This window comes from Nocardia suismassiliense (genome assembly GCF_900269665.1).
In the GTDB taxonomy this organism is placed as follows: Bacteria; Actinomycetota; Actinomycetes; order Mycobacteriales; family Mycobacteriaceae; genus Nocardia; species Nocardia suismassiliense.
This window is the reverse complement of the sequence record NZ_LT985361.1, coordinates 7,937,674-7,961,171: the sequence shown is the minus strand read 5'-3', so window position 1 is coordinate 7,961,171 and position 23,498 is coordinate 7,937,674. Positions and strand designations below refer to the sequence as shown.

At 68.5% G+C, this 23,498-nt stretch carries 22 protein-coding genes; 6 read left to right on the top strand and 16 right to left on the bottom strand.

Annotated elements, in window-relative coordinates; translation table 11 throughout:
- Positions 1-137 precede the first annotated feature (137 nt).
- Both DBO33_RS35550 and DBO33_RS35545 read left to right on the top strand, forming a co-directional pair.
- On the top strand, positions 138-1,115 hold the full coding sequence (locus DBO33_RS35550; protein ID WP_107660871.1) for an alpha/beta hydrolase: 978 nt from the start codon (positions 138-140) through the stop codon (positions 1,113-1,115).
- 45 nt (positions 1,116-1,160) lie between these two features.
- A complete protein-coding gene (locus tag DBO33_RS35545) occupies positions 1,161-1,499 on the top strand; it encodes a TfoX/Sxy family protein (protein WP_107658952.1) in 339 nt (112 codons plus the stop codon).
- Positions 1,500-1,503: 4 nt separating this feature from the next.
- Here the strand turns inward: DBO33_RS35545 and DBO33_RS35540 are convergent, their stop codons facing one another.
- From DBO33_RS35540 to DBO33_RS35520, 5 genes are all read right to left on the bottom strand, one after another.
- On the bottom strand, positions 1,504-3,207 hold the full coding sequence (locus DBO33_RS35540; RefSeq protein WP_107658951.1) for a metallophosphoesterase: 1,704 nt from the start codon (positions 3,205-3,207) through the stop codon (positions 1,504-1,506).
- A 221-nt stretch (positions 3,208-3,428) separates the two neighbouring features.
- Positions 3,429-4,736: an FAD-binding oxidoreductase gene (locus tag DBO33_RS35535; protein WP_107658950.1), complete on the bottom strand. Its 1,308-nt coding sequence runs from the start codon at positions 4,734-4,736 to the stop codon at positions 3,429-3,431.
- 13 nt (positions 4,737-4,749) lie between these two features.
- Positions 4,750-6,189 carry an amidase gene (locus DBO33_RS35530; RefSeq protein ID WP_159080692.1) on the bottom strand — a complete coding sequence of 480 codons (1,440 nt, stop codon included), beginning with the start codon at positions 6,187-6,189 and terminating at the stop codon, positions 4,750-4,752.
- A 70-nt stretch (positions 6,190-6,259) separates the two neighbouring features.
- Positions 6,260-6,697, bottom strand: coding sequence for a DUF4267 domain-containing protein (locus DBO33_RS35525; protein ID WP_107658948.1), 438 nt, complete (start codon positions 6,695-6,697; stop codon positions 6,260-6,262).
- 73 nt (positions 6,698-6,770) lie between these two features.
- Positions 6,771-9,767: an ATP-binding protein gene (locus DBO33_RS35520; protein WP_159080691.1), complete on the bottom strand. Its 2,997-nt coding sequence runs from the start codon at positions 9,765-9,767 to the stop codon at positions 6,771-6,773.
- On the opposite strand from DBO33_RS35520, the gene DBO33_RS35515 reads away from it, so the two are divergent.
- Both DBO33_RS35515 and DBO33_RS35510 read left to right on the top strand, forming a co-directional pair.
- A complete protein-coding gene (locus DBO33_RS35515) occupies positions 9,732-10,634 on the top strand; it encodes an aminoglycoside 6-adenylyltransferase (RefSeq protein WP_159080690.1) in 903 nt (300 codons plus the stop codon). The two genes, DBO33_RS35520 and DBO33_RS35515, sit on opposite strands and share 36 nt — an antisense overlap.
- A gap of 111 nt (positions 10,635-10,745) precedes the next feature.
- Entirely contained in the window at positions 10,746-11,198 is a 453-nt protein-coding gene (locus DBO33_RS35510; RefSeq protein WP_107658946.1) for a VOC family protein, read from the top strand.
- Positions 11,199-11,231: 33 nt separating this feature from the next.
- Here the strand turns inward: DBO33_RS35510 and DBO33_RS43255 are convergent, their stop codons facing one another.
- Positions 11,232-12,038 (bottom strand): CPBP family intramembrane glutamic endopeptidase, encoded by an 807-nt coding sequence (locus DBO33_RS43255; protein ID WP_159080689.1) that lies wholly within the window; start codon positions 12,036-12,038, stop codon positions 11,232-11,234.
- A 119-nt stretch (positions 12,039-12,157) separates the two neighbouring features.
- On the opposite strand from DBO33_RS43255, the gene DBO33_RS35500 reads away from it, so the two are divergent.
- Positions 12,158-12,589: a YdeI/OmpD-associated family protein gene (locus DBO33_RS35500; RefSeq protein WP_107658945.1), complete on the top strand. Its 432-nt coding sequence runs from the start codon at positions 12,158-12,160 to the stop codon at positions 12,587-12,589.
- On the opposite strand, the gene mtnC is transcribed toward DBO33_RS35500, so the two are convergent.
- The 5 genes from mtnC to DBO33_RS35475 form a co-directional block, all read right to left on the bottom strand.
- Positions 12,590-13,279 (bottom strand): acireductone synthase, encoded by a 690-nt coding sequence (gene mtnC / locus DBO33_RS35495; RefSeq protein WP_107658944.1) that lies wholly within the window; start codon positions 13,277-13,279, stop codon positions 12,590-12,592.
- Positions 13,276-13,851, bottom strand: coding sequence for a 1,2-dihydroxy-3-keto-5-methylthiopentene dioxygenase (locus tag DBO33_RS35490; RefSeq protein ID WP_107658943.1), 576 nt, complete (start codon positions 13,849-13,851; stop codon positions 13,276-13,278). Before DBO33_RS35490 ends, mtnC begins: the two co-directional genes overlap by 4 nt.
- Positions 13,848-15,581, bottom strand: a complete 1,734-nt coding sequence (gene mtnA / locus DBO33_RS35485; RefSeq protein WP_107660868.1) for an S-methyl-5-thioribose-1-phosphate isomerase — start codon at positions 15,579-15,581, stop codon at positions 13,848-13,850. The genes DBO33_RS35490 and mtnA overlap by 4 nt, the downstream gene beginning before the upstream one ends.
- Positions 15,582-15,687: 106 nt before the next feature.
- Positions 15,688-16,035 carry a DUF1330 domain-containing protein gene (locus tag DBO33_RS35480; RefSeq protein WP_107658942.1) on the bottom strand — a complete coding sequence of 116 codons (348 nt, stop codon included), beginning with the start codon at positions 16,033-16,035 and terminating at the stop codon, positions 15,688-15,690.
- 104 nt (positions 16,036-16,139) lie between these two features.
- Positions 16,140-18,452, bottom strand: coding sequence for an arylsulfatase (locus tag DBO33_RS35475; RefSeq protein WP_107658941.1), 2,313 nt, complete (start codon positions 18,450-18,452; stop codon positions 16,140-16,142).
- 105 nt (positions 18,453-18,557) lie between these two features.
- Here DBO33_RS35475 and DBO33_RS43250 point away from each other — a divergent pair, with 105 nt between their 5' ends.
- Positions 18,558-18,845: a hypothetical protein gene (locus DBO33_RS43250; protein ID WP_159080688.1), complete on the top strand. Its 288-nt coding sequence runs from the start codon at positions 18,558-18,560 to the stop codon at positions 18,843-18,845.
- A gap of 107 nt (positions 18,846-18,952) precedes the next feature.
- Here DBO33_RS43250 and DBO33_RS35465 read toward each other — a convergent pair whose 3' ends face one another.
- The 5 genes from DBO33_RS35465 to DBO33_RS35445 all read right to left on the bottom strand — a co-directional run bounded on the left by DBO33_RS35465 (position 18,953) and on the right by DBO33_RS35445 (position 23,467).
- The gene (locus tag DBO33_RS35465; protein WP_107658939.1) at positions 18,953-19,711 is read right to left on the bottom strand and encodes a class I SAM-dependent methyltransferase; all 759 of its coding nucleotides are present in this window, start codon (positions 19,709-19,711) and stop codon (positions 18,953-18,955) included.
- Positions 19,712-19,784: 73 nt separating this feature from the next.
- Positions 19,785-21,521, bottom strand: a complete 1,737-nt coding sequence (locus DBO33_RS35460; protein WP_107658938.1) for an NTP transferase domain-containing protein — start codon at positions 21,519-21,521, stop codon at positions 19,785-19,787.
- A gap of 77 nt (positions 21,522-21,598) precedes the next feature.
- Positions 21,599-22,348 (bottom strand): VOC family protein, encoded by a 750-nt coding sequence (locus DBO33_RS35455; protein WP_107658937.1) that lies wholly within the window; start codon positions 22,346-22,348, stop codon positions 21,599-21,601.
- Between the two features lie 40 nt (positions 22,349-22,388).
- Positions 22,389-22,685 (bottom strand): MGMT family protein, encoded by a 297-nt coding sequence (locus DBO33_RS35450; protein ID WP_107658936.1) that lies wholly within the window; start codon positions 22,683-22,685, stop codon positions 22,389-22,391.
- A gap of 5 nt (positions 22,686-22,690) precedes the next feature.
- A complete protein-coding gene (locus DBO33_RS35445; protein ID WP_107658935.1) occupies positions 22,691-23,467 on the bottom strand; it encodes an alpha/beta fold hydrolase in 777 nt (258 codons plus the stop codon).
- Positions 23,468-23,498 lie beyond the last annotated feature (31 nt).

The window sequence follows — 23,498 nt, the reverse complement described above, 5'->3', positions numbered from 1 at the left end:
ATACCCGCCGTCGCTGGTCGATTGCTGGATATCGGTGATCGCCGACGGTGCCAGCACCGACCTGCGCGTTCATTCGTTGCCCGAACACGCCCGGTGAATGCCGGATGTCCCGGCGGCCCTGGGAGATACTCGACGCCATGCGCCGGCTGATGCGATGCCTGGTTCCTCTTCTCGCGGTCGTCGCCGCGATCGTCCCGGCCGGTCCGGCCGCCGCCGATCCCGACGCCCGCATCCTCGAGGTCCGCCCGCTCGACGGGCGGCAGCTCGAGGTCGTCGTGCACTCGGCGGCGATGAACAAGCCCATCACGCTGTGGATGTCGCATCCCGGCGCCGGTGCGCCCGCGCTGTATCTGCTCAACGCGGTCGACGGCGGCGAGGACGGCGGGCCGTGGATGCGGCGCACCGATGTCGCGCAGTTCTTCGCGGACAAGAATGTCAACGTGATCGTGCCGATGGGTGGGCGCGCCAGCTACTACACCGACTGGCTGCACGACGATCCGGTGCTCGGCCGCAACAAGTGGACCACCTTCCTGACCCGCGAGCTGCCGCCGCTGCTGGAGGGCAGGTTCGGTATGACGGGGCGCAATGCCGTTGCGGGACTGTCCATGTCGGCGACCTCGGCGTTGAACCTCGCGACCGGGGCGCCCGGTCTCTATCAGGCGGTCGGCGCCTACAGCGGATGCCCGCGCACCAGCGACTCGGTGGCTCAGGCCTACGTCTCGTCGCAGCTCGCGGTGTTCGGCGCGAACGCCGCGAACATGTGGGGCGGGCCGGAGAGCCCGGCCTGGGCCGAGCACGATCCGATGCTGAACGCCGAACGCTTGCGCGGTGTGGCGCTGTATGTTTCGTCGGGCACCGGGGCACCGGGGGAGCACGACACCATCGGCGACCGCGGCATCGACGGCAACCCGGCCCGACTGCTCGACCGCATGCTCGTCGGCGGTGTGATGGAGACCGTGATCGGCGGCTGCACCCGGCCGTTCGTGGATCGGCTGCACCAACTCGGCATCCCGGTCACCGCGAATCTGCGCCCCGCGGGCACGCATGCCTGGACCTACTGGGAAGACGACGTGCACCTGTCCTGGCCGTTGTTCGCCGCGGCGATCGGCGCCTGAGGGTTTCGCCGAGAATCTGTCGGTGCCAGGGCCGACAATTCCGCTATGGCATATGACGAGGAATTGGCCGATCGCATCCGGTTGCTGATCAAGCCGGGGCCGGAGCTGTCCGAGCGCAAGATGTTCGGCGGCCTGGCCTTTCTGATCGGCGGCAATATGGCGGTGGCGGCCAGTGGGCAAGGCGGCTTGCTGGTCCGGGTCGATCGGGCGGAAAGCGACAGCCTGCTCGCGAACGACTTCGTGGAGCCCATGGTGATGGGTGGCCGGGAAATGGTCGGCTGGTTGCGCGTCACCCCCGAGGCAGCCGACGACGACACCGTGCTGCGCGAATGGGTCGATCGCGGCGTCGGTTACGCGCGCACGCTGCCGCCGAAAAAGAAGTAGCCGGTTACCCGCGCACCTGCCTGCGGTAGGTGACCCGGTCGAATTCGTGGCCGTACTCGTCGACGGCGATCACGTCCATCTCGCTGGCGAAGATGCCGGGACGGACGTCGACGCGCAGGAACGAATAATTGCGGAACCGCACCCGCGACCACGGGGCCGCCTCGTCCTGTTTGTCGCCGCCGGGCGCCCACACATAGCTGTTCGGTACCGCCGTGTCCGGTAACTCGTTCCCCCGGTAGGACTCTCGTGATCCCGGCTGGAAGTCGTAGCGGGGCCGACCGCCGCCGCCGACCGTGTAGTAGACGGTGCCGTCGGTCTCGGGGTACACCACCGAGTTGTCGCCCGCGACCTTCGTCGCGACATTGCCGCGGATCGGGTCGGTGCGCTCGAAAACGTGATTGTGCCCCTGCAACACCAGATCCACCTGGTAGCGGTCGAACAGCGCGACCCAGGCGTCCCGCACGCCGCCGTCGCTGGCGTGCGCCTCGGTCGTCGAATAGGCGCAGTGGTGGAAGAAGCAGACCAGGAAATCGATGTCGGGGTTCGCCCGGTAGGCGGCGAGCGTGCGCTCCACCCAACTCGTCTGCGCCCCATCGGAATACCCGGTGTTGGCGCGGATCTCGTAGGAGACGTCATTGGCGTCGAGCGAGAGCACCGCGACATTGCCGTAGGTGAACGAATACGCCGAAGGACAGCCGACCGGCCCGTTACCGGGAAAGTCGAGGCGCGCCGCATGACCGCCGTAGCCGTGCGAACTGTAGGTCGCCTCCATATCGTGGTTGCCTGTCGCGAACATCCACGGCGTCTGAGCGGCGCTCACCTCGATGGCGCCGAAGTAGACGTCCCAGACGTACGGATTGAACTTGTCGAAGCCGTGCGCCGATTTCGCACCGTGCGCAACGAATTGGTTCGGTTTGCCCGCACCGGACGGATCGGCGTAGGCGATGTCGCCCGCCAAAATATGGAAATCCGGTTTGGCCCTGGCGATTTGGCGCAGCACATTGGTGGCATGCGGGACATTCGGATCGTTGTCCGCCTTGTAATACTTGTCGTCGTAATCACCGGGTACGACACCCGACGGCAACGCCGGCGTTTCATCGGTCCCTTGATCGCCCATCATGGTGAAACGAAACGGCACGATCGCCGCCCGCGCGGTCGGCATCGCCGTCGCCGCCGCCCGGATATCACCCGCGAACCCGTCCGACGTGCGCCAGCGATAGTAGTGCGGCACCCGCCCCGGCAACCCGTCCACCGGCGCGTGCACATAGAACTGTTCGGCCGCCAGCACGCCGCCATCACTACTCGGCACCTGCGTCAGCAGGTTACGCACCTCCGCCTCCACCGTCGCACCGAGCGCGGGCGTCGGCCCATGCTCGAGAAACACCTCGGTACCCGCAGGTCGCCTGGACAACTGCCCCGCGAACCGCAGTTGACTCGTCGCATCCGCCCCGAACCCCACATGCCGCCCCCCGACGGCTAATGGCGCATCCTGCGCATAAGCCCGCCCCCCGAACGGCGACGTACCCACCGCCGCCACAGCAGCCGCAGCCGCCGCCCCCCGCAACACATTGCGCCGCGAAACCCGATGCCGCCGCAAATACTCCTGATGCCACTCATGCTGCTCAGCCATGGTCATCCCGGCAGCCAGCCTGCCCGGTATCCCGGTCTCCGGCACATCACCAACAGGATTCAGCGGATTCGACCCCATGCCCACCGATGCTGTACCCCCCGCAAGCCCCCAGCAACTCGACACCGCAAGCCAAGTGCGAACACTGGATGAACTCTCCCCATCATGGCGCTACATTCCGGCAATCACGACAAACCACCCCCGAATCCCACAACCGCAGCCGAATTCGGCCATCCCTTCGAAGGCTGTCCCGTCCATGCACTTCACCCGAATGCCACTTCCCCCAGTATCTTGCGAAAGGTTCAGTACAGAACCGGGAAGTTGGCGCGGAATACGCCGTGTGGGTCGCGGGCCCGCTTGAGCTTTCGCAGCCGATCCAAGGTGCTGGTGTCGAACACCTCCGTGACGCTGTCGCCGGCGGACAGGACGGTGTACGGTCTGCGGCCGCTGACTCGCGCGCCCAGATCAGCGATGATGCGCTTCTGCGTGAAGCGCACCGCGTCGACGGTGTCGGGGTCCGAGCCGATGGCCAGCAGGGACAGTGCGTAGGGCTCCGCGAACGGCGGGACCGCGCCTCGGGTCGGCTCGGCGAGCGCGCCGCCCAGCTGTCGCAGTTGGATGCCCATCAGCGGATCGATCGGCGCCTGCAGCAGAATCTCGACGGCGGTCTCGTCCAGCGTGGTCAGCAGTTCGGTTCGCAGGAGCCCGGGGCCCGGCGCGGTGGGCTCGTTGGCGATGGTGCCCAACTCGGCGGGGGAGAATTCCCGGCGCGTATCCGCGACGATGCCGTCGATCGCGTCCAGCCGTCGCAGCAGGTCACGTCCCCGCGCCGATTCGCCCAGATAGGTGGCGGCGATCGCGATTACCGGCGGCCCCTGGGGCGGCTGCAGTCTATTGAGCCACACCGTGAGCTCCGCCGGTGCGTCGTCGGTGATGTCCTGGAATGCCGCGCAGACCGCCGCGGTCCGCTCGGCAGGCCAGACGATCGAGCCGCCGAAGAGGGACGGAGCCGCGAACAGATCGAACTCCACCGCCGTCACCAGTGCGAAATCCCCACCGCCGCCGCGCAATGCCCAGAACAGCTCCGGGTCGGTTTCCGCGGTGACCCGGGTCTGACGGCCGTCGGCATCGACGATGTCGAACGCGCGGACACTGTCGGCCGCCCACCCGTATTTGCGGCCGAACCACGACAATCCGCCGCCGAGGGTATAGCCGACAACGCTGACCACCGGTGAGCTTCCGGCCAGCCCGGTCAAGCCGTGTCGAGCGGCCGCCGTCAGTAGTTCGCCCCAACTGGTTCCCGCGCCGACGCGGGCGCGTCGCCGCACCGGATCCACCTCGATGCGATCGAGTCGGCGAGTGCGCACCAGGATGGTGTCGGCCGCAGTACCGGAAGCGCCGTGGCCGTTGGGTTGAGCGGTGACCGACAGACCTGCGGCGCGCGCGTAGCCGACCACAGCGGCCATATCGTCCGCGTCCTCGACGTGCACGACCGCCGCGACCGGCTGGTCGACACTCAGATTCCACGGCGTGCGTGCTGTATCGAACTCTTCGTCGCCCGGCAGCAGTACTCGGCCGCGCACGGCGGATCGCAATGTGTTGTATGACATCTGAATTCCTTTGTTACGGAGCCTGATTCGGGGCAGGGCGCCGGGTGGCCGGGTCGGTCGACGGGGAGATGGGCGTGGGCATCGGAAAGGCCACCTCGATATGGGCGGCGGCAGTCAGTACGCGGCGTTCGGCGAATGGGGCGGTGATCAACTGGACCCCGATGGGAATCCCCTCGACCGAGACGCCCGCGGGAACCGTGACCGCGGGCAGCGCCAGGTAGTCGGCGGCGATCGTAAGGCGGTGCGCCGCATACATGGTCGCGACCTGTGCGGTACCGCCCAGGTCGTAGCCGACCGGCCAGGGCAGTTCGGCCGAGACCGGGCCGAGCACGATCGGGTGCTCCGCGAGGAAACGGGACCAGGCCGCGCGGCGGGTGCGGCGCTCACCCAGCGCGGTCAGATAGGCCGCTGGATCCAACGGCGGGAACAGGTTGATCGCGGCGTCCACGAAGGCGTTCAGTCCGGTGCTGCCGACACACCGCATGGTTTCGCGGTGCTGGACCAGCACCTCGGTGGAGACCAATCGGCCGTAGTCGGCCGCCACCTCGTTCAAGTGCGGCGGATCGAGTTGGGCCACGGGATATCCCGCGCGTTCGAGGGTGTCGGCGCAGCCGAGCACCGCGGCCCGCACCTGTGGATCGATATCGTCACCGAGCGTCACGGCGACCGCGGGCAGCGCGGTGTCCGTCAGGTCACGCACCGGAATCCATCCGGGATCGCGCACCTCGGCGCTGTCCCGCAGGACCTCGAAGACGGTCGTCAGATCACGCACGCTGCGCGCCAACGGCCCTGGCGCCGCGAGCAATCGGTTTGCCGGTGCGCGTGCGGCCGCGGGCCGGCTCGACGCAACTGCCACCCGGCCAGGTGTAGTGCGCAGGGCGGCGACTCCGCAGAACGCGGCGGGTATCCGCAGTGAACCGCCGAAGTCGGTGCCCAGGCCGAGGGGTGTCATACCCGTCGCCACCGCGGCGGCGTCACCACCGCCGGCACCGCCCGGGCTGCGGGTCGGATACCACGGATTCACCGTCGGGCCCGCCGCGTCGTTGTCGGTGTGCCAGCGCATGCCCCATTCGGGCATGTTCGTTCGCCCGATGACGATCGCCCCGGCTCGCCGCAGTGCGGACACCGCGGGTGCGTCCGCTGCGGCGAGAGCCTGCCCGAAAGCCGCCACGCCCCAGGTGGTCGGGCTGCCCGCGACATCGAGGTTGTTCTCGACGGTGACCGGAACCCCGTGCAGCGGCCCGATCGGCGCCTTGCGGTCGGCCGTAGCCGCCTCCGCACGGGCGGCCTCGGCGAATACTGTTGTGAGCGCGCCGATTTCGGAATCGACCTGCTCGATGCGCGCGAGATGCGCCTCGACGACCTGCGCGGCGGTGACGGCGCCCTCGGTAATCAGTGCGGCGAGCGAGACCGCGTCCGCTGTCCACAACGCGCTGTCATGTCCGGTGGTCACGACGCCTCCTGTTCTGCGAATACCGACGCGTGCGGCGTTCGGCTTTCGTAGATGAATTCGGCATGGGCGCTCACCGGCTGCGGCGGCGCAGCAGCAGTGCGCCGCTGGCGGCCACCAGGGCGGCGGTGAGGCCGTGCACGCCCAGGGCGGTGGCGGTGGAGCCGTGGCGCAGCAGGATGGTGAGCATGTCGCCGGTCGGGATGAGGGCGACGGTGAGCGTGGCGACGCCGAGGGCGCGACGCTGCCCGGCCCCGAGCAAGGCGAGCAAGATCAGGCCGGAGACCACATCGCGGACGCCTTTGATGTTCAGGAACCCGTTGGCCTCGCTGTGCGGCCATTCGGTGAAACCGAACCCCTGGGCCATTTGCTGTGGCACGAGCAGGTAACCACCGCCGACCGCGATGATGGACACGGCACCCAGTACGGCACCGGCTACGCCGACACGTTCGCCGGGCCGACGGGCACTACGCACGGAAACAACTGATTCGGTATTCGAGAGGACGGACATGAGCACTCCTGGATCGGTGGGATACGCGTCCCGAGCATCCAGCGTGGCCCGTACCGTTCGCTGACAGTCGTTGTCAGCGAACCGTACGCAGCAGTTCGAGCACCGCCTCGTCCGTAAGGCGGGCGCCCGCAAGGAATTCCGCGCCCAGGTCCGCGGGCCCGAGCGCCGCTTCCGCCTGGTCGAGCGCTCGCCGCCGGAACGGGCCGATCCGGCTCACCCCGGCTCTGCGGTTGATCCGGTCGGTGGCGCCGAGAATGCGGGCCGCGCTCGCCGGGGCGCCCTTCGCCAGCGCGACCAGGGCGTAACCGATACCGACCTCGGCCAGCAGCGCCGCCGAGGTCTGCGCGGCCAGCTCGCGGGGGATGGACAGGCCGTGCAGCGCATCGTCCGGCTGCCCCGCCGCGACGAGGGTCGCCGCGTACACCGTGCTCACGAAGACCGGGATCACGAAGCGGGCGGTATCGTGGCGCCCCGCGGGCGGCGGGCCGGCGGGGAACGGCATCTCGGACATCCGCCGGAACAGTGCCAGCGCGCGGTCGTTGTCGCCGCGCAGATGCGCCAGGTGCGCCTGCGTCGCCGCCAGGAAGCGCCCGGGTGCGGGGATGATGTGCGGGGTGATCAGCGGTTCGGCCCGGTCGAGATAGGTTGCGGCGCTGTCGGTATCGCCGCCGACCAGGGACATCTCCGCGGAGAACAGCAGCACGCCGATGCGCTCACCCGCGCCCAGGTCGGCGCTGAGCAGTTCCAGCGCACGCGCGATGAGCGGACGGGCGCTGTCCAGGCCGAGCATCCGGGTCCGGTAGCTGGCCAGGGATATCAGGGCTCGGCTGTGCGACCGGGCGTCACCGTGCACGCTCAGGCAGGCCAGCGCCGCCTCCAAAGTGGGCAGGGCGCGGGCGGGGTGGTCGCCGCCCAATTCGTCGAAACCTTGTGCTATCAGCGCATTTCCACGCAGCCATGGGTCGTCGGAGGTGGTGCAGGCCAGCAACAGGCTGTCGTCGTCGGCGAGCAGGTCACGCAGCGCCAGGATGAGCACGAAAATCGGGTGCGGGGCCCGATCCTCGGTGAGGGCCGCACGGGTCAGCCTCTCGAATTGGCCGGTGTTCTCTTGGATTTGGCCCCACCAGATGTTGGTGAAGTAGGCCGGCACCTCGTCGGCGTACCGGCAGGCCAGATAGGCCGCTGTGCACCCTGGTGGCGGTGTGTCGCCGAGCAGGGTCAGGATCTCGCGGCGGCGTTCGGCGATGTCGCCGTGCAACCCGCGCAGCAGCCAATACCAGACGAGATTCGCGTACAGGCGAACCGCACGCTCGCCGTCGCCCGCGTCCAGCGCCCACCGCAGCGCGGCTGCACAATTGCCGTGTTCGGCGATCAGCCGCCCGAGCCAATCGGGGTGTGCCGCAGTGCGCAATCCGGGGGCGGCGGCGTCGGAGAACTCCAGGAAGCAGTCGGCATGGACTCGGGCGACCTCGTCCGCCCCGCCGACCGCGGTCAATTCCACGGCCGCATAGGCTCGGATGGTCTCCGCCATTCGGTAGCGCTGTCCATCGAAATCCACCAGCGACTTCGTCACCAGCGAGGTGACCGTGTCGATGGCGTCCGGACCGCACACCCGGATGATGGCGTCCAAGGTCGCGCCGCCCGCGAAAATCGAGAAGCGCCGGGCTGCCGCGGCTTCCGCATCGGTGAGTAGTTCCCAGCTCCAGGCGACGGCCGCGTGCAGGGTGCGGTGGCGCGGGACCGCGTGCCGAGTGCTGTTGGTGAGCAGCTGGAAGCGATCGCTCAGTCGCGCGCGCAGGTCCGGCAACGGCAGACTGCGCACCCGCGCGGCGGCGAGCTCGATGGCCAGCGGCATGCCGTCCAGGCTGCGCACGATGGCACGGATATCCGCCGAATTGGCTTCGGAGAGCGCGAAATCCGGGTGTGCCGCAGTGGCCCGGTCGAGGAACAGCCGGACCGCGGGCGATCCGGTCGCCACCGGGAAAGCCGCGTCGGCTGCGGGCAGATCCAAGGTCTGGACCGGATACAGTCGCTCGCCGTCCACCCCGATCGGCTCCCGGCTCGTGGTGAGGACCCGCAGCAGGGGCAGTCGGTGCAACAGATCGTCGATCAGGTGCGCGGTCGCCTCCACGACATGCTCGCAATTGTCGAGCACCAACAGCATTCGCCGGCCGGACAACGTGCGCTCCAGCGCTTCGGCCCACTCCGTGGCCAGTTCGTCGGGTCGTTCGAACCGAGTGAGGGCGTTCGCTATCGCCGCTCCGACCGCGGTCACGGCCGATCGGTCGGCTCGTTCTCGCTCGAGTGGGGCCAGTTCGACGAAGGCGTAGCCATCGGCCCAGTCCGCGGCGTGCGCCCCGACCGTCTCGGCCGCCAGCCGGGTCTTCCCCACACCCCCGCTACCCGACAGTGTCACCAGGCGGGACGCGCGCAACGCCTGCCGTACTCCGTCCACGTCGTGTCCGCGTCCGACGAAGCTCGTGCGGCGCCTGGGCAGTGGCGTGGACACCCTCGCAGCCGCGGTTGCCGCCGCATCTCCAGTCGGGTCCGATCCGGACGCCGTCTCGGCGGCGGGTCCGTCGACGGCAGAAACCCGGGTTGTGTTCGTCTGAAGTTCCGCCAGGGCCGAGCGCAGCACCTCGGCGGGTGTCGTTCCGAGCTCCTCCCGCAACAGGGCCTCGGTGCGTTGGAACTGCTGCATCGCCTCGGAGGTGCGCCCCGCTGCCGCGAGCGCCCGCATCAGCCGCGCGGCCAGCGTCTCCCGGAACGGATGTGCCGCGACTTCCGTGAGGAGTTCGCGCACTACTTCGCCGCCTCGACCCAGGGCTCGCAGTGCGTCCGCGCGCAGTTCGACCGCTTCGAGCCGCTGTTCGGTCAATCGCAGTGCCGCGGCGTGCAATACCTCCGATTCCCCCACATCGATCAACGGCTCCCCGCGCCATAACGTGAGCGCAGCATCGAAGCACGCGCTGGCTCGTTCGGCCTCCCCAGCCGCGAGCAATGCCCGCCCCGCCTCCACCGCACGCGTGAACCGATGCGCGTCTACGTCCTCTGCTGCAAGTTCGAGCACATACCCGCCCCCATCCCTGCGCACCACTCCCGGGGCCACTGCGCGCACCCGACTCGCCAAGGTCTGCAACGCATTGCCNGGGGGGGTGCCGCCAGTGGGGTGGTGTTGCGGACGGGGTCGCGGGGGCGGGGGGATGGGGTGGTGGATGCGTTGTCGGACCACGATATCGAGCTGTACACCACGGATGTGGAGCACTATTCGGGGGACGACGGGTGGGTGCGGGAGTTGGGGGAGGTGTGGGTGAATGTCGAGTTAGAGGGGCCGTATGACAATCCGGCGCATCTGGTGTTCTTCGAGGGTGGGGTGAAGGTCGACTTTCAGGTGGTGCCGGTGGAGCGGTTGGAGGAGATGGTCGAGGACGGTCTCGACGAGTTGCATGAGCGGGGATATCAGGTGCTGTTCGATCGGGATGGGTCGGCGGCGGGGCTGCCGGCGGCGACCGGGTCGGCACCGGTCGGCGAGTTGCCTGATCAGGAGGAGTTCGGGGCGCTGTGTGCGGAGTTCTGGTTCGAGATCGCCCATCTGCCAAGGTATTTGGCGCGGGGTGACCTCTGGGTGGTGAAGTCCCGGGACTGGGAGACCAAGGAACTGCTGTTGACGATGATCGAATGGCACGCGATTTCGCGGCACGGCAGTGGGCACGATGTTTGGCATGCGGGCACCAAGATGCGGCAGTGGGCGGCGCCGGGGGTGTGGGAGCAGGTCGAGCGGATCTTCGCGATCGGTGACCCGTTGCGGCAGGCGCAGGCTACGGCGGATCTGTTCGGTGAGCTCGCCAGGGAGGTCGCTGCGGCCGGTGGACTCGACTATCCGGAAAAGGCCGAGAAGGCGATCCGGCCGTATCTCGACCAGCTGCCATCTCTCTGACGGGCCTCGTCGAAAAATCTCGAAAAATTTCGGCGAGATAGGTCGAGACAGCGAAAACGGCTCCGACCAGAGGGTGACAGCAAGTCACACACCACCGGCAAGGAGCCCATCATGTCCGTCAACACTTTCCTCTGGTTCGACAGCGCCGCCGAGGAAGCCGCCACCCGGTACACCACCCTCGTACCGAACTCCCGGATCACCGACGTCGCCCGCAACTCGGACGGGACGGCGTTCGTCGTCGCGATCGAACTCGACGGCCACGCGGTCACCCTGATGAACGGCGGCCCCGGCCACCCACTCACCGACGCGGCCTCGCTGCAACTGATCGTCGAATCCCAGGAAGAGATCGACCGGTTGTGGGACGCCCTGACCGACGGCGGCGAGCCGGGCCCGTGCGGCTGGCTCACCGACCGCTACGGCCTGTCCTGGCAGGTCACCCCGGCCGTGCTGCCGAACCTGATGAGCGGCGACAACCCCGCCAAGACCATCGCCGTCGGCACCGCCCTGCGCAGCATGTCCAAACTCGACATCAAAACCCTCCAGGACGCGTACGACAACGCCTGAACCGACCGCCCGCCTCCACCGAGAGGCGGGCGTTCAAATCTTGCCGCTGACCGCCGGACGTTCCGACAGCACGAGCCTCCGTCGCCACACTCCTGCGAACAGGCAGGCAAGCAGACCCGTTCCGAGCATGACGAAAAGCCCGGTATCACCCGCCAGATACTCCCCGAACACCACAGGATGATTCGTCGCCACGATCGCGGGCAGCACCGCGAACGCCCAGTTGTGCGCGAAGTGCGCGAGCACCGGCGGCCACGCACTGTCGGACGCGAGCCGCAGATAACCGAAGAAGAAGGAGAACGCGAGCACACTGCCGACGAACAGCGAAAGGGTAAGCAGCCGATTGCCTTCGCTGTGATAGTAGGGCGTGAACAGGATGTAGGGCAGATGCCAAGCCGCCCAAACTACGCCGACGAGCAGCATGGCCCACCGCTCGCCCAACCCCATCACCCGCGGCAGCAGGTAACCGCGCCAACCGATTTCCTCAGCGAACGCGAGAATCGGCCCGGTGATCGCCAGCACGAGCATATTCGTCCACATATCCGAGGCAGGCGAGGTGAACGACGCGTAGCCGAGCAGCACCACGAGACCCGTGGCCACCACCGACACCGCGACACTGCCACCGACAGCCAGCGGCCACTGCCGAATCCCACTGCGGGACAACCCGACCCGGTCCCATCCGGTGCGACTGTCGCGAGTGAACGCCAGCAGCAGCACGGTGACCAACACCGGCGACAACGCCAGAATCAACCCACCGGCCACATTCGCCGACGCCACCGCGATCCCCAGCACCAGCGCAATGAACACGGCCGCCGCCGACCGATCCGAAACTTGACGCCGCACACTACCTCCACCGGTGACCGACCGACCGACGCTCACCGTAGGCCGGACCGGCGCACCCCTGCTATCGGGGAACACCCTGAATCCCGAGGTCAGCACGCCTCAGGGGTTATGGTCGGTCCATGCGATTCGAAGCGAGAATCGAGTCCGGCGCCGACGGCGGCGCGTACGTCGCGGTGCCCACGGAAGTCGTCGCGGCGCTCGGTGGCGGCAGCCGCGTCCCGGTCGAGGCGGACTTCGACGGCATCGACTACCGCGGCTCCATCGTCGACATGGGGTCCGGGCCCTGTCTCGGCCTGCTGAAGGCGATACGCACGGAGTTGGGCAAGGCGCCCGGTGACACGGTGGTGGTGACGGTGTCCCGCGACGACGCCGAACGCACCGTAGACGTCCCGGACGACCTGGCCGACGCACTGCGCTCCGCGGGTCGCCGCGACGCCTTCGACAAGCTGTCCTACTCGCGCCGCCGCGAACACGTCACGGCGGTAACCGAAGCCAAGCGGCCTGATACTCGCTCGCGTCGGATCACGAAGATCGTCGACTCGCTGGGCTGACTACTCGGCGCCCGGATCGATGTCAGCGAAGGTATCCACCCAACGATGCGGTGGCCGAGGCGGATTGGGCTCGCCGGGCCTGGCGAGGCCGACGGCATGCCAGCCGGCCGCGACGGCCGCGTCGAGCTCGTCCGGATGGTCGGACAGGAACAGAATCCGATCACCGGAGACGCCGATCGCCCCCGCGATCTTCTCGTACGACGACGGCTCCCGCTTGCCACCCGCCGTCGACAGATCGAAGTAGCCGCGGACCAGCGACGCCAATTCGCCGCCGCGCGCGAACGTGAACCAATCCTGTTGATTACGAACAGATCCCGACGAATACACGTACACCGCGAGACCGTCCGCGTGCCAAGCACGCAGCGCCGGTGGCACATCGGCGAAGAACTCCCCGTGCAGCGCGCCGTTGCGGAACCCCTCCGCGCAGATCAGCCCCTGGGCGGCCTTGAGCGACTCGGCTTTGACGTCGGAGTCGAGCCAGCCGCGCAATATCGCCGCGACCTCATCTGTGCCGGCCGCCGGTTGCCCAGCCTGCGCCTTGGCCGCCGCGATGATGGGAGCCGCTGCACCCGTGCGGTTCTCGGCCAGCCACGCCGGAAGACGCTCGCGGGTATAGCCGTACAGGTCTTCGCGCACCGAACTGGTCGGGCTGGTGGTCCCCTCGATATCGACGACGACCGTCGTGATCATGAGGTGGCGAGCAACTCGTCGAGGGTCGGGAACCCTGCGCTGATCCGATCCCCGGTGAAGTCACCCACCCAGCCGTCGGCCTCCTCGAAGAATCGGATGGCGATGAAGTCGGGTCGGCTGCCCATGTCGAACCAATGCAGGGTGCCTGCGGGCACCGAGAGCAGATCGCCGCCCTCGCAGACCACGGCCAGCACCTCGTGCCCGAGATGCAGGTAGAAGCAGCCGCGGCCTGCGGCGAAGTAGCGGACCTCGTCCTCGGCGTGCCGGTGTTCGTCGAGGAACTTCGCCCGCGCACCCTCGGCGACCTTCGGCCATTCGGGGTCGGCATCGTCCGGATGGATGCGGGCGACGTCGATGTGCTTATAGCGCCCGGACTCGTTCAGCTCGGCGACCTGGTCGGTGTAGTGCGCGAGCAGCTCGTCGGAGGCGATCGCCGCCGCGTTGTCCACCACCGGCCAGCGGCCGAAAGTTATGCCGTGTTTTGCCAATTCGGTGCCGATCACCGCGTCGTCGGTGGTCCGCACCCGCACGTCGGCCGCGTTGTCGGCGGCCATCACCTGGAGCAGGGTCATGTCAGTCCAATCTCGAGAGTCTCGTCGCGCGACCCGAACGCCTGCCTGCGACCGGTGCGGGCCACCAGCTCGCACAGCGCCTCCAGGCATTCGGCACGATCACGCGCCTGGGAAAGATTGTCCCCCCACGCGGTGATCCCGTGACCGGTGATGAACAGGATCGGGGGAGCGGCGGGGTGTTCGGCGAGATAGCGCTCGATATCGGCGCCGATGCGCGGTACGTCGGGCCAGTTGGGGAACACCGGAATGTCGATGACCGCGGGGTCGCTGCCGCCGAGACCCTTGATGAGCTCGTAATCGGTGATCCGCAGCAAGGTCACCTCGTCGGTCCCACCGGCCCGCGTGGCCAGCGCGGTGGCATAGGGCGGATGGATGTGCACGACCGCCTGCGCCGCGGTGGCACGATACGCGGCGGTGTGAATCGTGGTCTCCGCCGACGGTTTCCGGCTGCTCCCGGCCACCGGTGCCGAATCCGCGATCCGAACGGTCACCATGTCGTGTTCGGTGAGTTCACCTTTGGATAACCCGCTGCCGGTGATCACGGCGGTCTCGCCGGTCCGCACCGAGATATTGCCCGCGGTCCCCGGCATCCAGCCCCGCTGGTACAGGCCGCGCGCGAGGTCGGCGATCGTCTTGCCGGGCAAGGTATTACCGGTGGCCGCGTCCGTTCCGGCATCAGCCGGCCGATGAGCTCCCGGTACGCCGGATCGGGTCGACCCAGACCCAATGGTCACGTCCGAGCGATGCACCACACCGAGTTCCGTGACGACCGCCGTCACCAACTCGCCCGGCGTCACATCGAACGCCGGGTTGAACACCGCGGTCCCTTCGGGAGCCGTTGCTACACCACCGAATCCGATCACCTCGGCGGCGGCCCGTTCTTCCACGATGATGTCGCGCCCGGTCGCCATATTCGGATCCCTGGTCGATTCCGGCGCGACCACGATGAACGGAATACCGTGATGCCGCGCCGCCAGCGCGAGCGAGTACGTGCCGATCTTGTTCGCCACGTCACCGTTCACGGTGACCCGATCGGCGCCGACCAGCACGCAGTCGACCTGCCCCGTCGCCATGGCCCAGGCCGCCGCGGCATCGATGGTCAGCCGATGCGGAATACCCGCCTCGGCGAGCTCCCAGGTGGTGAGCCGCGCGCCCTGCAGCAACGGCCGGGTCTCGTCGACCAGAACGGTGTCGAGCGCGCCGCGCTCGAACAACATCCGCAACGTGCCGATCGCGGTACCGAACGCACTCGTCGCGAGCCGACCGGTGTTGCAGTGGGTGAGCACCCGCAACGGCCGGTCCGGGCACAGCTCCCGCACCAGGTCGGCGGCGTGCGTCGCGGCGGCCCGGTTGACCCGGCCGTCCTCGGCGAGCATGTCCAGGGTTTCGGCGAGCACGGCGTCGGCGCCCGACGCGATCTTGCCGCGCACGCGCTGCACCGCCCACGCGAGGTTCACCGCGGTCGGCCGCGCGGCCGCGATGCGATCGGCGTCGTCGTGCACCCGGGCCTCGTCCACCACCCCGTCGACGGTATGCGCGGCGGTGGCGATGACCACGCCGAACGCCCCCGCGATGCCGATGGCGGGCGCGCCCCGGATGGCGAGCACCCGGATGGCGTCGATGACCGCGTCGACCGTGTCGAGCCGCAGCTCACGGACTTCGTGCGGCAGTCCACGCTGATCGATGGTGACCAGCGCACCGTCGTCCCAGCTCAGGGAACTGTCGTCCATCAGGCGCATCCTTCGTCGCGTCGAACCGTGTTGTGCCTGGTCAACGGTATCGGACGAGAATGGCGCGGAGAAAGTCGGCCGAGTGGCCGGAACCGGACGAGCCGGGTTACCCGGATGCGGCTTCCGCCCGCAACTTCACGGCCCGTGCGCGCGGGTCGTAATCCGGTCCGACGCTCTCGATCAGCAGCAAATCGCCGTCGATGTGGTCGGTGCGCAGGTGCATGATCTGCTGGTATTCGGGAGAGTGGTACCAGGCCCGTGCCGTATCCAGATCGGGGAACTCGAGCAGCACCATGCTGCCCGGCCAGTCGCCCTCGACCACCTCGGCGGGCGGTCCGTGGATGACGAAACGGCCGTGGAACGGATCCAAGGTGTCCTGAATGCGCTCCAGGTACTCGAGGATGTCGGGGTGCGGCCTGCGGGCGCGCAGGTGCGCGAAGCCATAAGCGGACATGGGCGGCTCCCGTCGTCGGTGGCGTCGCCGGAGCACGACGCCGATCCGAACGTAGGCCGCGCGCCGCTGCCGGACAATTACCTCCGAGGTAAGCGTCGATCTGCTTACTCCGCAACGAATTCCGCTTCCCGCTCGACCGCCTCGATGGTGCCCGCGGGAACCCGGATCGGGCCCGGGGTATAGGTGACGGCGCGCAGCGCGCCGGTGTAGCGGAAGGTGCCGCGACGTTCCCGCAGGTCCCACGAGACCGGTCCGCGGGCGTCCACGCCGACGGAAATGCCGGTCCACGGCGACATGCCGACCAATTGCACCTGGTCGCGGAGCTCGGCGACTCGGACTCCGTCGACCTCGAGCACGAAGTCCCAGCGCAGGCGCGGACGGACCGTCGCCGTCACCGAGATGCGGCGGATACCCGGCGCGAGCGGACCGGCCGACGCCGCGTCGTACCTGCCGTAACTGTTCATCCCGAAGGTCAGCCAGCCGTCCTCGAGGTAGAGCAGGTAACCACCGAGCGGATCGCCATGGGCGACAAGGACTCCCTCATCGCCGGGCCGATAGTTGTCCAGCTCCGCGCCGATGGTGAAGTCCCGGTAGGCGATCAGTCGTTGGGACCGGTAGCGCTCCAAGGTCGGTGTCCCGGGCAGCAATCGGAGCGGCTCGGCGAGGCGCCGTTCCTCAGGCCGCCTTCGGGCCAGGTCTTGCCGGGTGAGCAAGGGGAAAACGGTATTGGCCCAGGCGGATTCATCCCAGGCGGCGGCTAGCTCGGCGGCCCGCTCGGGGAATCGTTCCGAAAGGTCGTGCAGCTCGGTCGGATCGGCGCGTACGTCGAACAGTTGCCAGTTCGGCGCGTCGATATCGCTGCCGCGTTCGTGCAGGGACAGCAGCTTCCAGCCGTCGCGATAGAAGCCGCGATGCCCGGTCATCTCGGAGTACTGCTCGGTGTGCGCGGTCCGAGCGTGCGGGTCGCGTAGCAGCTCGGCGGCGGAGACGCCGTCGAAGTCCTTGGCGGGCAGACCGTTACGCACGCTCGGCCGTTGCAGTCCGGCGAGCTCCAGCAGGGTCGGTGCGAGATCGGTGACGTAGGCGTATTCGTGGCGGATGCCGTTGTCGCCGTCGCCGCGCGGCAACCCCTTCGACCACGAAACGAGCAACGGCACCCGCACGCCGCCGGCGAAAGTCTGTCCCTTGTAGAACCGGAACGGCGTGTTCGACGCCTGCCCCCAGCCGCGCGGATAGTGCACGCCGAGCCGTGCGGTGCCGATCAGCTCCTCGTCGAGTGGGACATCCCCGATCCAGTCCGGGTCGTCGATGTGCGCGAACTCGGCGAAGTAGCTGCGGGTGCCCTCCGGTCCGCCCTCGGCGGTGCCGCCGTTGTCGGAGGTGAACACCACGATGGTGTTGTCGAGTTCGCCGAGCTGCTCCAGGGTTTCGAGAATGCGGCCGAGGCTCTGGTCGATGCTGTCGACCATGCCCGCGTACACCTCCATGTACCTGGCGAAGCGGCGCTGCTGCGCGGTGGTGAGCGAATCCCATTCCGCCGCTTCGTAACCGGGCTCGGTATTGCGCGGCTTCTGCTCGGTGCCCGGCGGGAACAGGCCCTGCGTCAGCTGAGCGGCAAACCTGCTCTGCCGCAACGTGTCCCAGCCCTCGGCGTAGCGGCCACGGTATTTGGCCAGGTCAGCTGGCTTGGCCTGCAAGGGGCCGTGCATGGCGACGTGTGCAAAGTAGAGGAAGAACGGCTTGGCCGCATCGTGTGCGCGCAGGTCCTTGAGATAGGAGATCGCCTTGTCGGTCAGATCGTCGGTCAGGTAGTAGCCCGGCGGGTACTCCTCGACGTCGACGACGGAGCTGTCCGACACCAGCTGGTTCGGGTAGTAGAAGGAGTTCAGTCCCTCCAGCGAGCCGTAGTAGCGGTCGAAACCGCGCTGGGTCGGCCAGGAGTCCCGATGCGCCGCCGGGTTCATCGTGGCATCGCGCACCAGATGCCACTTGCCGACCGCGTAGGTCGCGTATCCGTTGGCGCGCAAGATCTCCGGCAGGGTCAGCACGTCGTCGGCCAGCTCCAGGCGCAGGCCGGGGTAGCCGGGATCGGCATTGGCGACGAAACCGAAACCCGCACGGTGGGAGTTGATTCCGGTGAGCAGCGCGGCCCGCGACGGCGAGCACAGCGGGGTGGTGTGGTAGTTCGTCAGCCGGACACCACCCGCGGCGAGCCGATCCAGCGTCGGGGTGTCGATCTCGGAGCCGAACGGGCCGATGTCGCTGTATCCCAGATCGTCGACCAGCACCACCAGGATGTTCGGTGCGCCGGCCGGGGCCGTCGGCGGGTAGGTCCAGTCGGGGGTTGAGGCCGCAGTGGTGCGTCCGATGGTGCCGGCGAAGGACTCGTAACCGCGGGCATGGGAAGGAACAGGCATCCACCCAGTAATAGGCGGGGTATGCCCAGGTCACCAGCGTTTCGCGCACGATGCGTGCAACCGGCGGCCCGGGACGCACCGTTTCGGCGAGCTGTCCGGCGCCGAATGCGCCAGAACGACCACAACCGCGGCCGCCGGTTCGGTGAACCGGCGGCACGCGGTGCGGATCAGTTAGTTCTGGCCCATCCTGCGCTGGTCGGCATCGCGCCGATCATCGTCGGACTGGCGCTGGTTCGGCATGCGCTGGCCGTCTGCGCCTGGGCGGTTCATGCCCTGGTTCTGGTTTTGATCCTGGCGCTGTTGCTGCTGCTGCCGATCCATCTGCCTAGGCATTTTCTTAGGCGTTTTCTTCGACTTTTCAGCCATCTCCACTCGGTCCTTTCCGGGGATTGATATTCGCCTAACGTCACTCACGATAGCGAGCATCGAGCAATTCCGGAAGGGAAAGTGAAAAAAGCCTGTCGCACCGGCGATCCTAGGCATTTCAGCAGGTAGAAGCGTTATGGCTTGCGGGCTTCGATTAGGAATCGGGTCGAATGGGCGATGAATGGACCATTTGCTTCGATCTCGTCGTGCAGGGTCCGGAGGCGGTCGCGGTATCGGTCCACCGTGAAGTCGGGGACCATCCACGGCACCTTCCGCAGGAAGTACACGACCGCGCCGATATCACCGAACTCGACGCGCAACCGTTCATATCGGAGGTCGATGATATCGAGTCCGGCGGCTGCTGCGGCGGTCCGATCGTCATTCGGATTGCGGCGCTTACGAATTTCTTCCGGCTGTGCACCGAGGAAATATTCGACGAGTTCGAAAACGCTTGCATCGCCGACATGTTGCGCCAAATAGGTGCCCGACGGACGGAGCACCCTGGCGATCTCCGCCCACCAGACGGTGACCGGGTGCCTGCTGACCACCAGATCGAAGGCATTGTCCCCGAACGGCAACGGCGGTTCATCCGGATCCGCGACCAGCGCCACGCCCAGCGGATGCAGCAATTGTGTCGCCTTGTCGATGTTCGGTGGCCACGACTCGGTGGCCACCATCAGCGGCGGAAAGTTCCCGGCACCGGCCAGTACTTCGCCGCCGCCGGTCTGAATGTCCAGTGCCGCAGTGACTTTCCCGAGCCGCTCACCCAGCACCCGCTGATACCCCCAGGACGGCCGCTGTTCGCTGGCCCGCCCGTCGAGCCAGCCGAAATCCCAGCCTGCCACGGAGGCCGTGCCGGCCTCCGCTACCAGATCCTCGAAGCTGCGTCCCATGCTCCGATTGTTGCCGAGCGGTTGCCGCAGGGGCAACAGGTTTACCTACCGCGCGTCGGCGGCTGGACTCTGCCTATCGCGGGAGCGGCAGGAACTCGACCGTCGCACCGTCGGCGGCGTCGGCGGGCACGATGACCAGACCGTCGCGGTCCACCAGACCGCCGAGGTGAGCCGTGCGAATGTGCGGGTCGCCGACCCAGCCGCCCGCCTCGGCGAAACGAGCGGGCACGATGCGCGCGACCGGTCCCGCTATCTCCGACGCGTTGTGCAGCGGGCCGAGCAGGGCGCGACGCGGTGCGCCGCCGGTGCGACCCTCGACGATAGCGGGCGCCAAGGCCAGCAGCGTAGCCACGGCGGCGAATGGGTTACCGGGCAGGCCGAGAACCGTAGTGCCCGTGGTGAGTTCGGCGACGATGGTGGAGCCGCCCGGCCGCAGCCGCAGTCGCCGCACCAATACCCGGGCTCGCGAGCGGTCCACCGCCGCGCGTAGCTGGTCGGCCGCCCCGCCGCCCGTCGCGCCGACGATCACCAGCAGATCGCACTCGGGAGCTGCGGCGAGCACCTGGTCGAAACCGTTGGGGGTATCACGCAGGTGCACCCGGTCGGCGGTGCGAATACCGCACAGCGACAACAGTTCCGGCAGAATCGGGCCGATCGAATCGCGGGTCTGGCCCGCGTGCAGCGGACCTTCGCTGCGGATCTCGTCGCCGGTCATCACGATCCTGGCCCGGACCGGCCCGCGCACCGGCGCCGCGGTCACCTCCACGCTCGCCGCCGCAGAGATCAACGCGGCGGTGACCGGAGTCCCCTGCGGCGCAACGAGATCGCCGGGTTGCCGGTCCTCGCCCCGGCGGCGCACATCGTCCCGGATCGGGGTATCGGGTAGTCGGTGCAGGCTGTCCTCGGCGGTCACCCGGACGAATTCGTCGCGCACCACGCTGGTGGTGCCGTCGGGCACGTGTGCGCCGGTGGCGATGCGCACCGCCTCGCCGGACAGCAGCCCGACCGGACGCTGACCGCCCGCGAACCCGATATCGCGGCGCAACCGCCACGGTCCGTCGCCGGCCACCGCGTACCCGTCCATCGCGGAGACGTCGAAGCGGGGCAGCGGTCCGACGGCCGCCAGTGGGGCCGCGAGTGCAGCCCCGCGCACCGAAGCCAGGTCGGCGGTGTAGGTGGTGAGCCGAGAGAGGTTGTCGCGCAGAATATTCCGTGCCTCGTCCAGGGACAGCGGTGGTGCCGGGTCGACGGAGGCGCGGGCCTGACGCACCTCCTCGTCGGTATCGCAGTCGGCGACACCCGGCAGCGCGATGATCGCGGAATCTGCCGGTATCAGCGCCTTCATCGGCTGATTGATCAGCGAGTCCAGTCCATCGAGGGCCGCGGCCAGCGCGGTGCGCCGCCACACCCCGATCAGATACTGCGGCCGCCCCGACTCGTCCGCCGCGAACACCGCTTCGGCCCCGGATTCGCAGGCGTGCCTGATCAATTCGGTGACCGACCAGTCGGACAGGAACGGCAGATCGGCCGCGAGCACCACCACGAGCGGGGCCGCCGAGCCGAGTGCGTGCAACCCGGCGCCGATCGCGGCGACCGGCCCCGACCCCGGTGGTACCTCGCGGGTCTGCTTGATCTCCGGCGGCAGCTCGGGCCGATGCGGCCCGACCACGACCGTGTGCACACACGAGCTGACGGCAGCCAGCGCGGCGTCGAGCATGGAGCGACCGCCGATGACGATCGCGGGTTTGTCGACACCGCCCATCCGGCTGGCTCGCCCGCCGGCGAGCACGATGGCATCGGCGGCGGTCACCGAGCAGGGCCTAGGTACGACATGGCGGACATGCTAATTCGTCGTCGCCGCGAACCCGGGAGGCGGACACCGACGGTTTACACCGTCGAGCAGTCGCGCACCGGCCGGAGCAGGCAGAACTCGTTGGTCTCGGGGTCGGCGAGGGTGAGGCCGGGCGTGGTGTCGACGTTCGCGCCGTCGTGCTCGATCGGGGTGGCACCGGCGGCCCGCAGCCTGGCCAGCTCGACGGCCTGGTCGTCGAACGAGGCCAGATTCAGGTGCAGCAGGTTGCGACCCGACTTCGCCTCCGGCGTGCGCACGAACTCCAGCCACGAGCCGAGCCCGGTCGCCGAGCGCAGTCCGGCGACCTGCGCGCCGCCGTGCGCGACCGGCCAGCCGGAGGCGGCGGACCAGAATTCGGCCAACCGCAGCGGATCCCGGGTGTCCATCACGATCGCCGCGACGGCACCGGTGTCCACATATTCTTCGCGCGGCTCCAGGACGCAGAATTCGTTGCCCTCGGGATCGGCGAGCACCACCCACGGCACCGCGCCCTGCCCGATGTCCACGCGGCGCGCCCCGAGGGACAGCGCGCGATCCACCTGCAGGCGTTGATGATCGATCGAGCGGCTGGCCAGATCGAGGTGAATGCGGTTCTTGCCGTGCTTGGCTCGTGTGGCGGGCAGGAAGGCCAAGGCCAGATCGGCACCGTCGGGATCGTGCGCCGCCACATCCACTTCGTCCGGGCGGTCGAGAGTCACGCCCCAGCCGAGCAGCTCGGCCCAGAAATCCGCGATGAACCGCGGCCGGTCTGCATCGAACACGACACACGCCAGGCGGGTGGACATGCTTCCACGGTAACCGTCGCGCGGCTCGCGCCGGGTGGGTTTACCCAAACGGAAAACGCGCCGCCCGCAAGTTCACTCGGCCCTCACGGATCGGTACCCCCTCGGCCGCGAGCAGGCGCAGCTGGCGGTCGGCCAGGTGCGCGGCGGGCTTGCCTGCCGCGCCGATCACCCGATGCCACGGCAGATCTGCGGCGTCGGTGCGCATGATCCAGCCGACCGTGCGCGGCGTGGACAGCCCGGCGGCCGCGGCGATGTCGCCGTAGGTCGCCACCCGGCCCGGCGGGATGGACGCGACCAACGCACGCACCCGCTCGACCTGATCGTCGGTGGTGGCCATCGCGCTCAGAGCACCGAGCGGATGAGCGCGGCGGCCTCGGCCGGAAGGGCTTGCGGGATCATGTGATCGCACTGCCACTCGTGCACGGTGAGGCGCGCGCCGAGGTGCTCGGTGAGCGCCGCGCGGAACTCGGGTGTGACGAACGGTGGCTGTACCTTCATCGCCTGCACCAGGACCGTGGGCAGGCCGGCGGGCGGCAGCACGAAGGGGCGGGCGAGTTGCCCCCAGTAGGAGGTGATGGCGGGCAGGCTCATCCGCCAGCCGACGCGGCCGTCCGCGGTGGGCATCAGATGTTCGGCCAGCTCGGCGTCCAGGCGCTCGGGCGCGACCTCGCCCCACGAGGAGGCCAGCTTGTCCTCGCGGGCGCGAGCCACGCTCTCGTAGTCGGGGGCGGCCAGCAGCGATTCGGCGATGTCGTTGATCAGTGCCGGATCGATCGCGATGGCCGGATCGAACAGTACGAGCTGCCGGACCAGGTCCGGATGGCGATCGGCGAGATGAAGCGCACACGCGCCACCGAACGAGTGCCCGACCACTGTCACCGGATCAGTGGTCTCCTCGGCAAGCAACTCGACCAGATCCGCGACGACGGCCTCGAAGGTCCACGGCGGCAACGCGCTCGACCGCCCGTGTCCGCGCAGGTCAGGTGCGATGATCCGGACACCGGGCAGATGGTTCGCGGCCAGGTCTTCCCAGCGTTTGCCGTGGCCGGTCACCCCGTGCAGGGTGAGGACGGCCGGTCCGGTCGCCGGGCCGAATCGATAGACATTGAGAGCAGACACCGGTCCATTTTGACCTGCGTGGCGGCGGGCC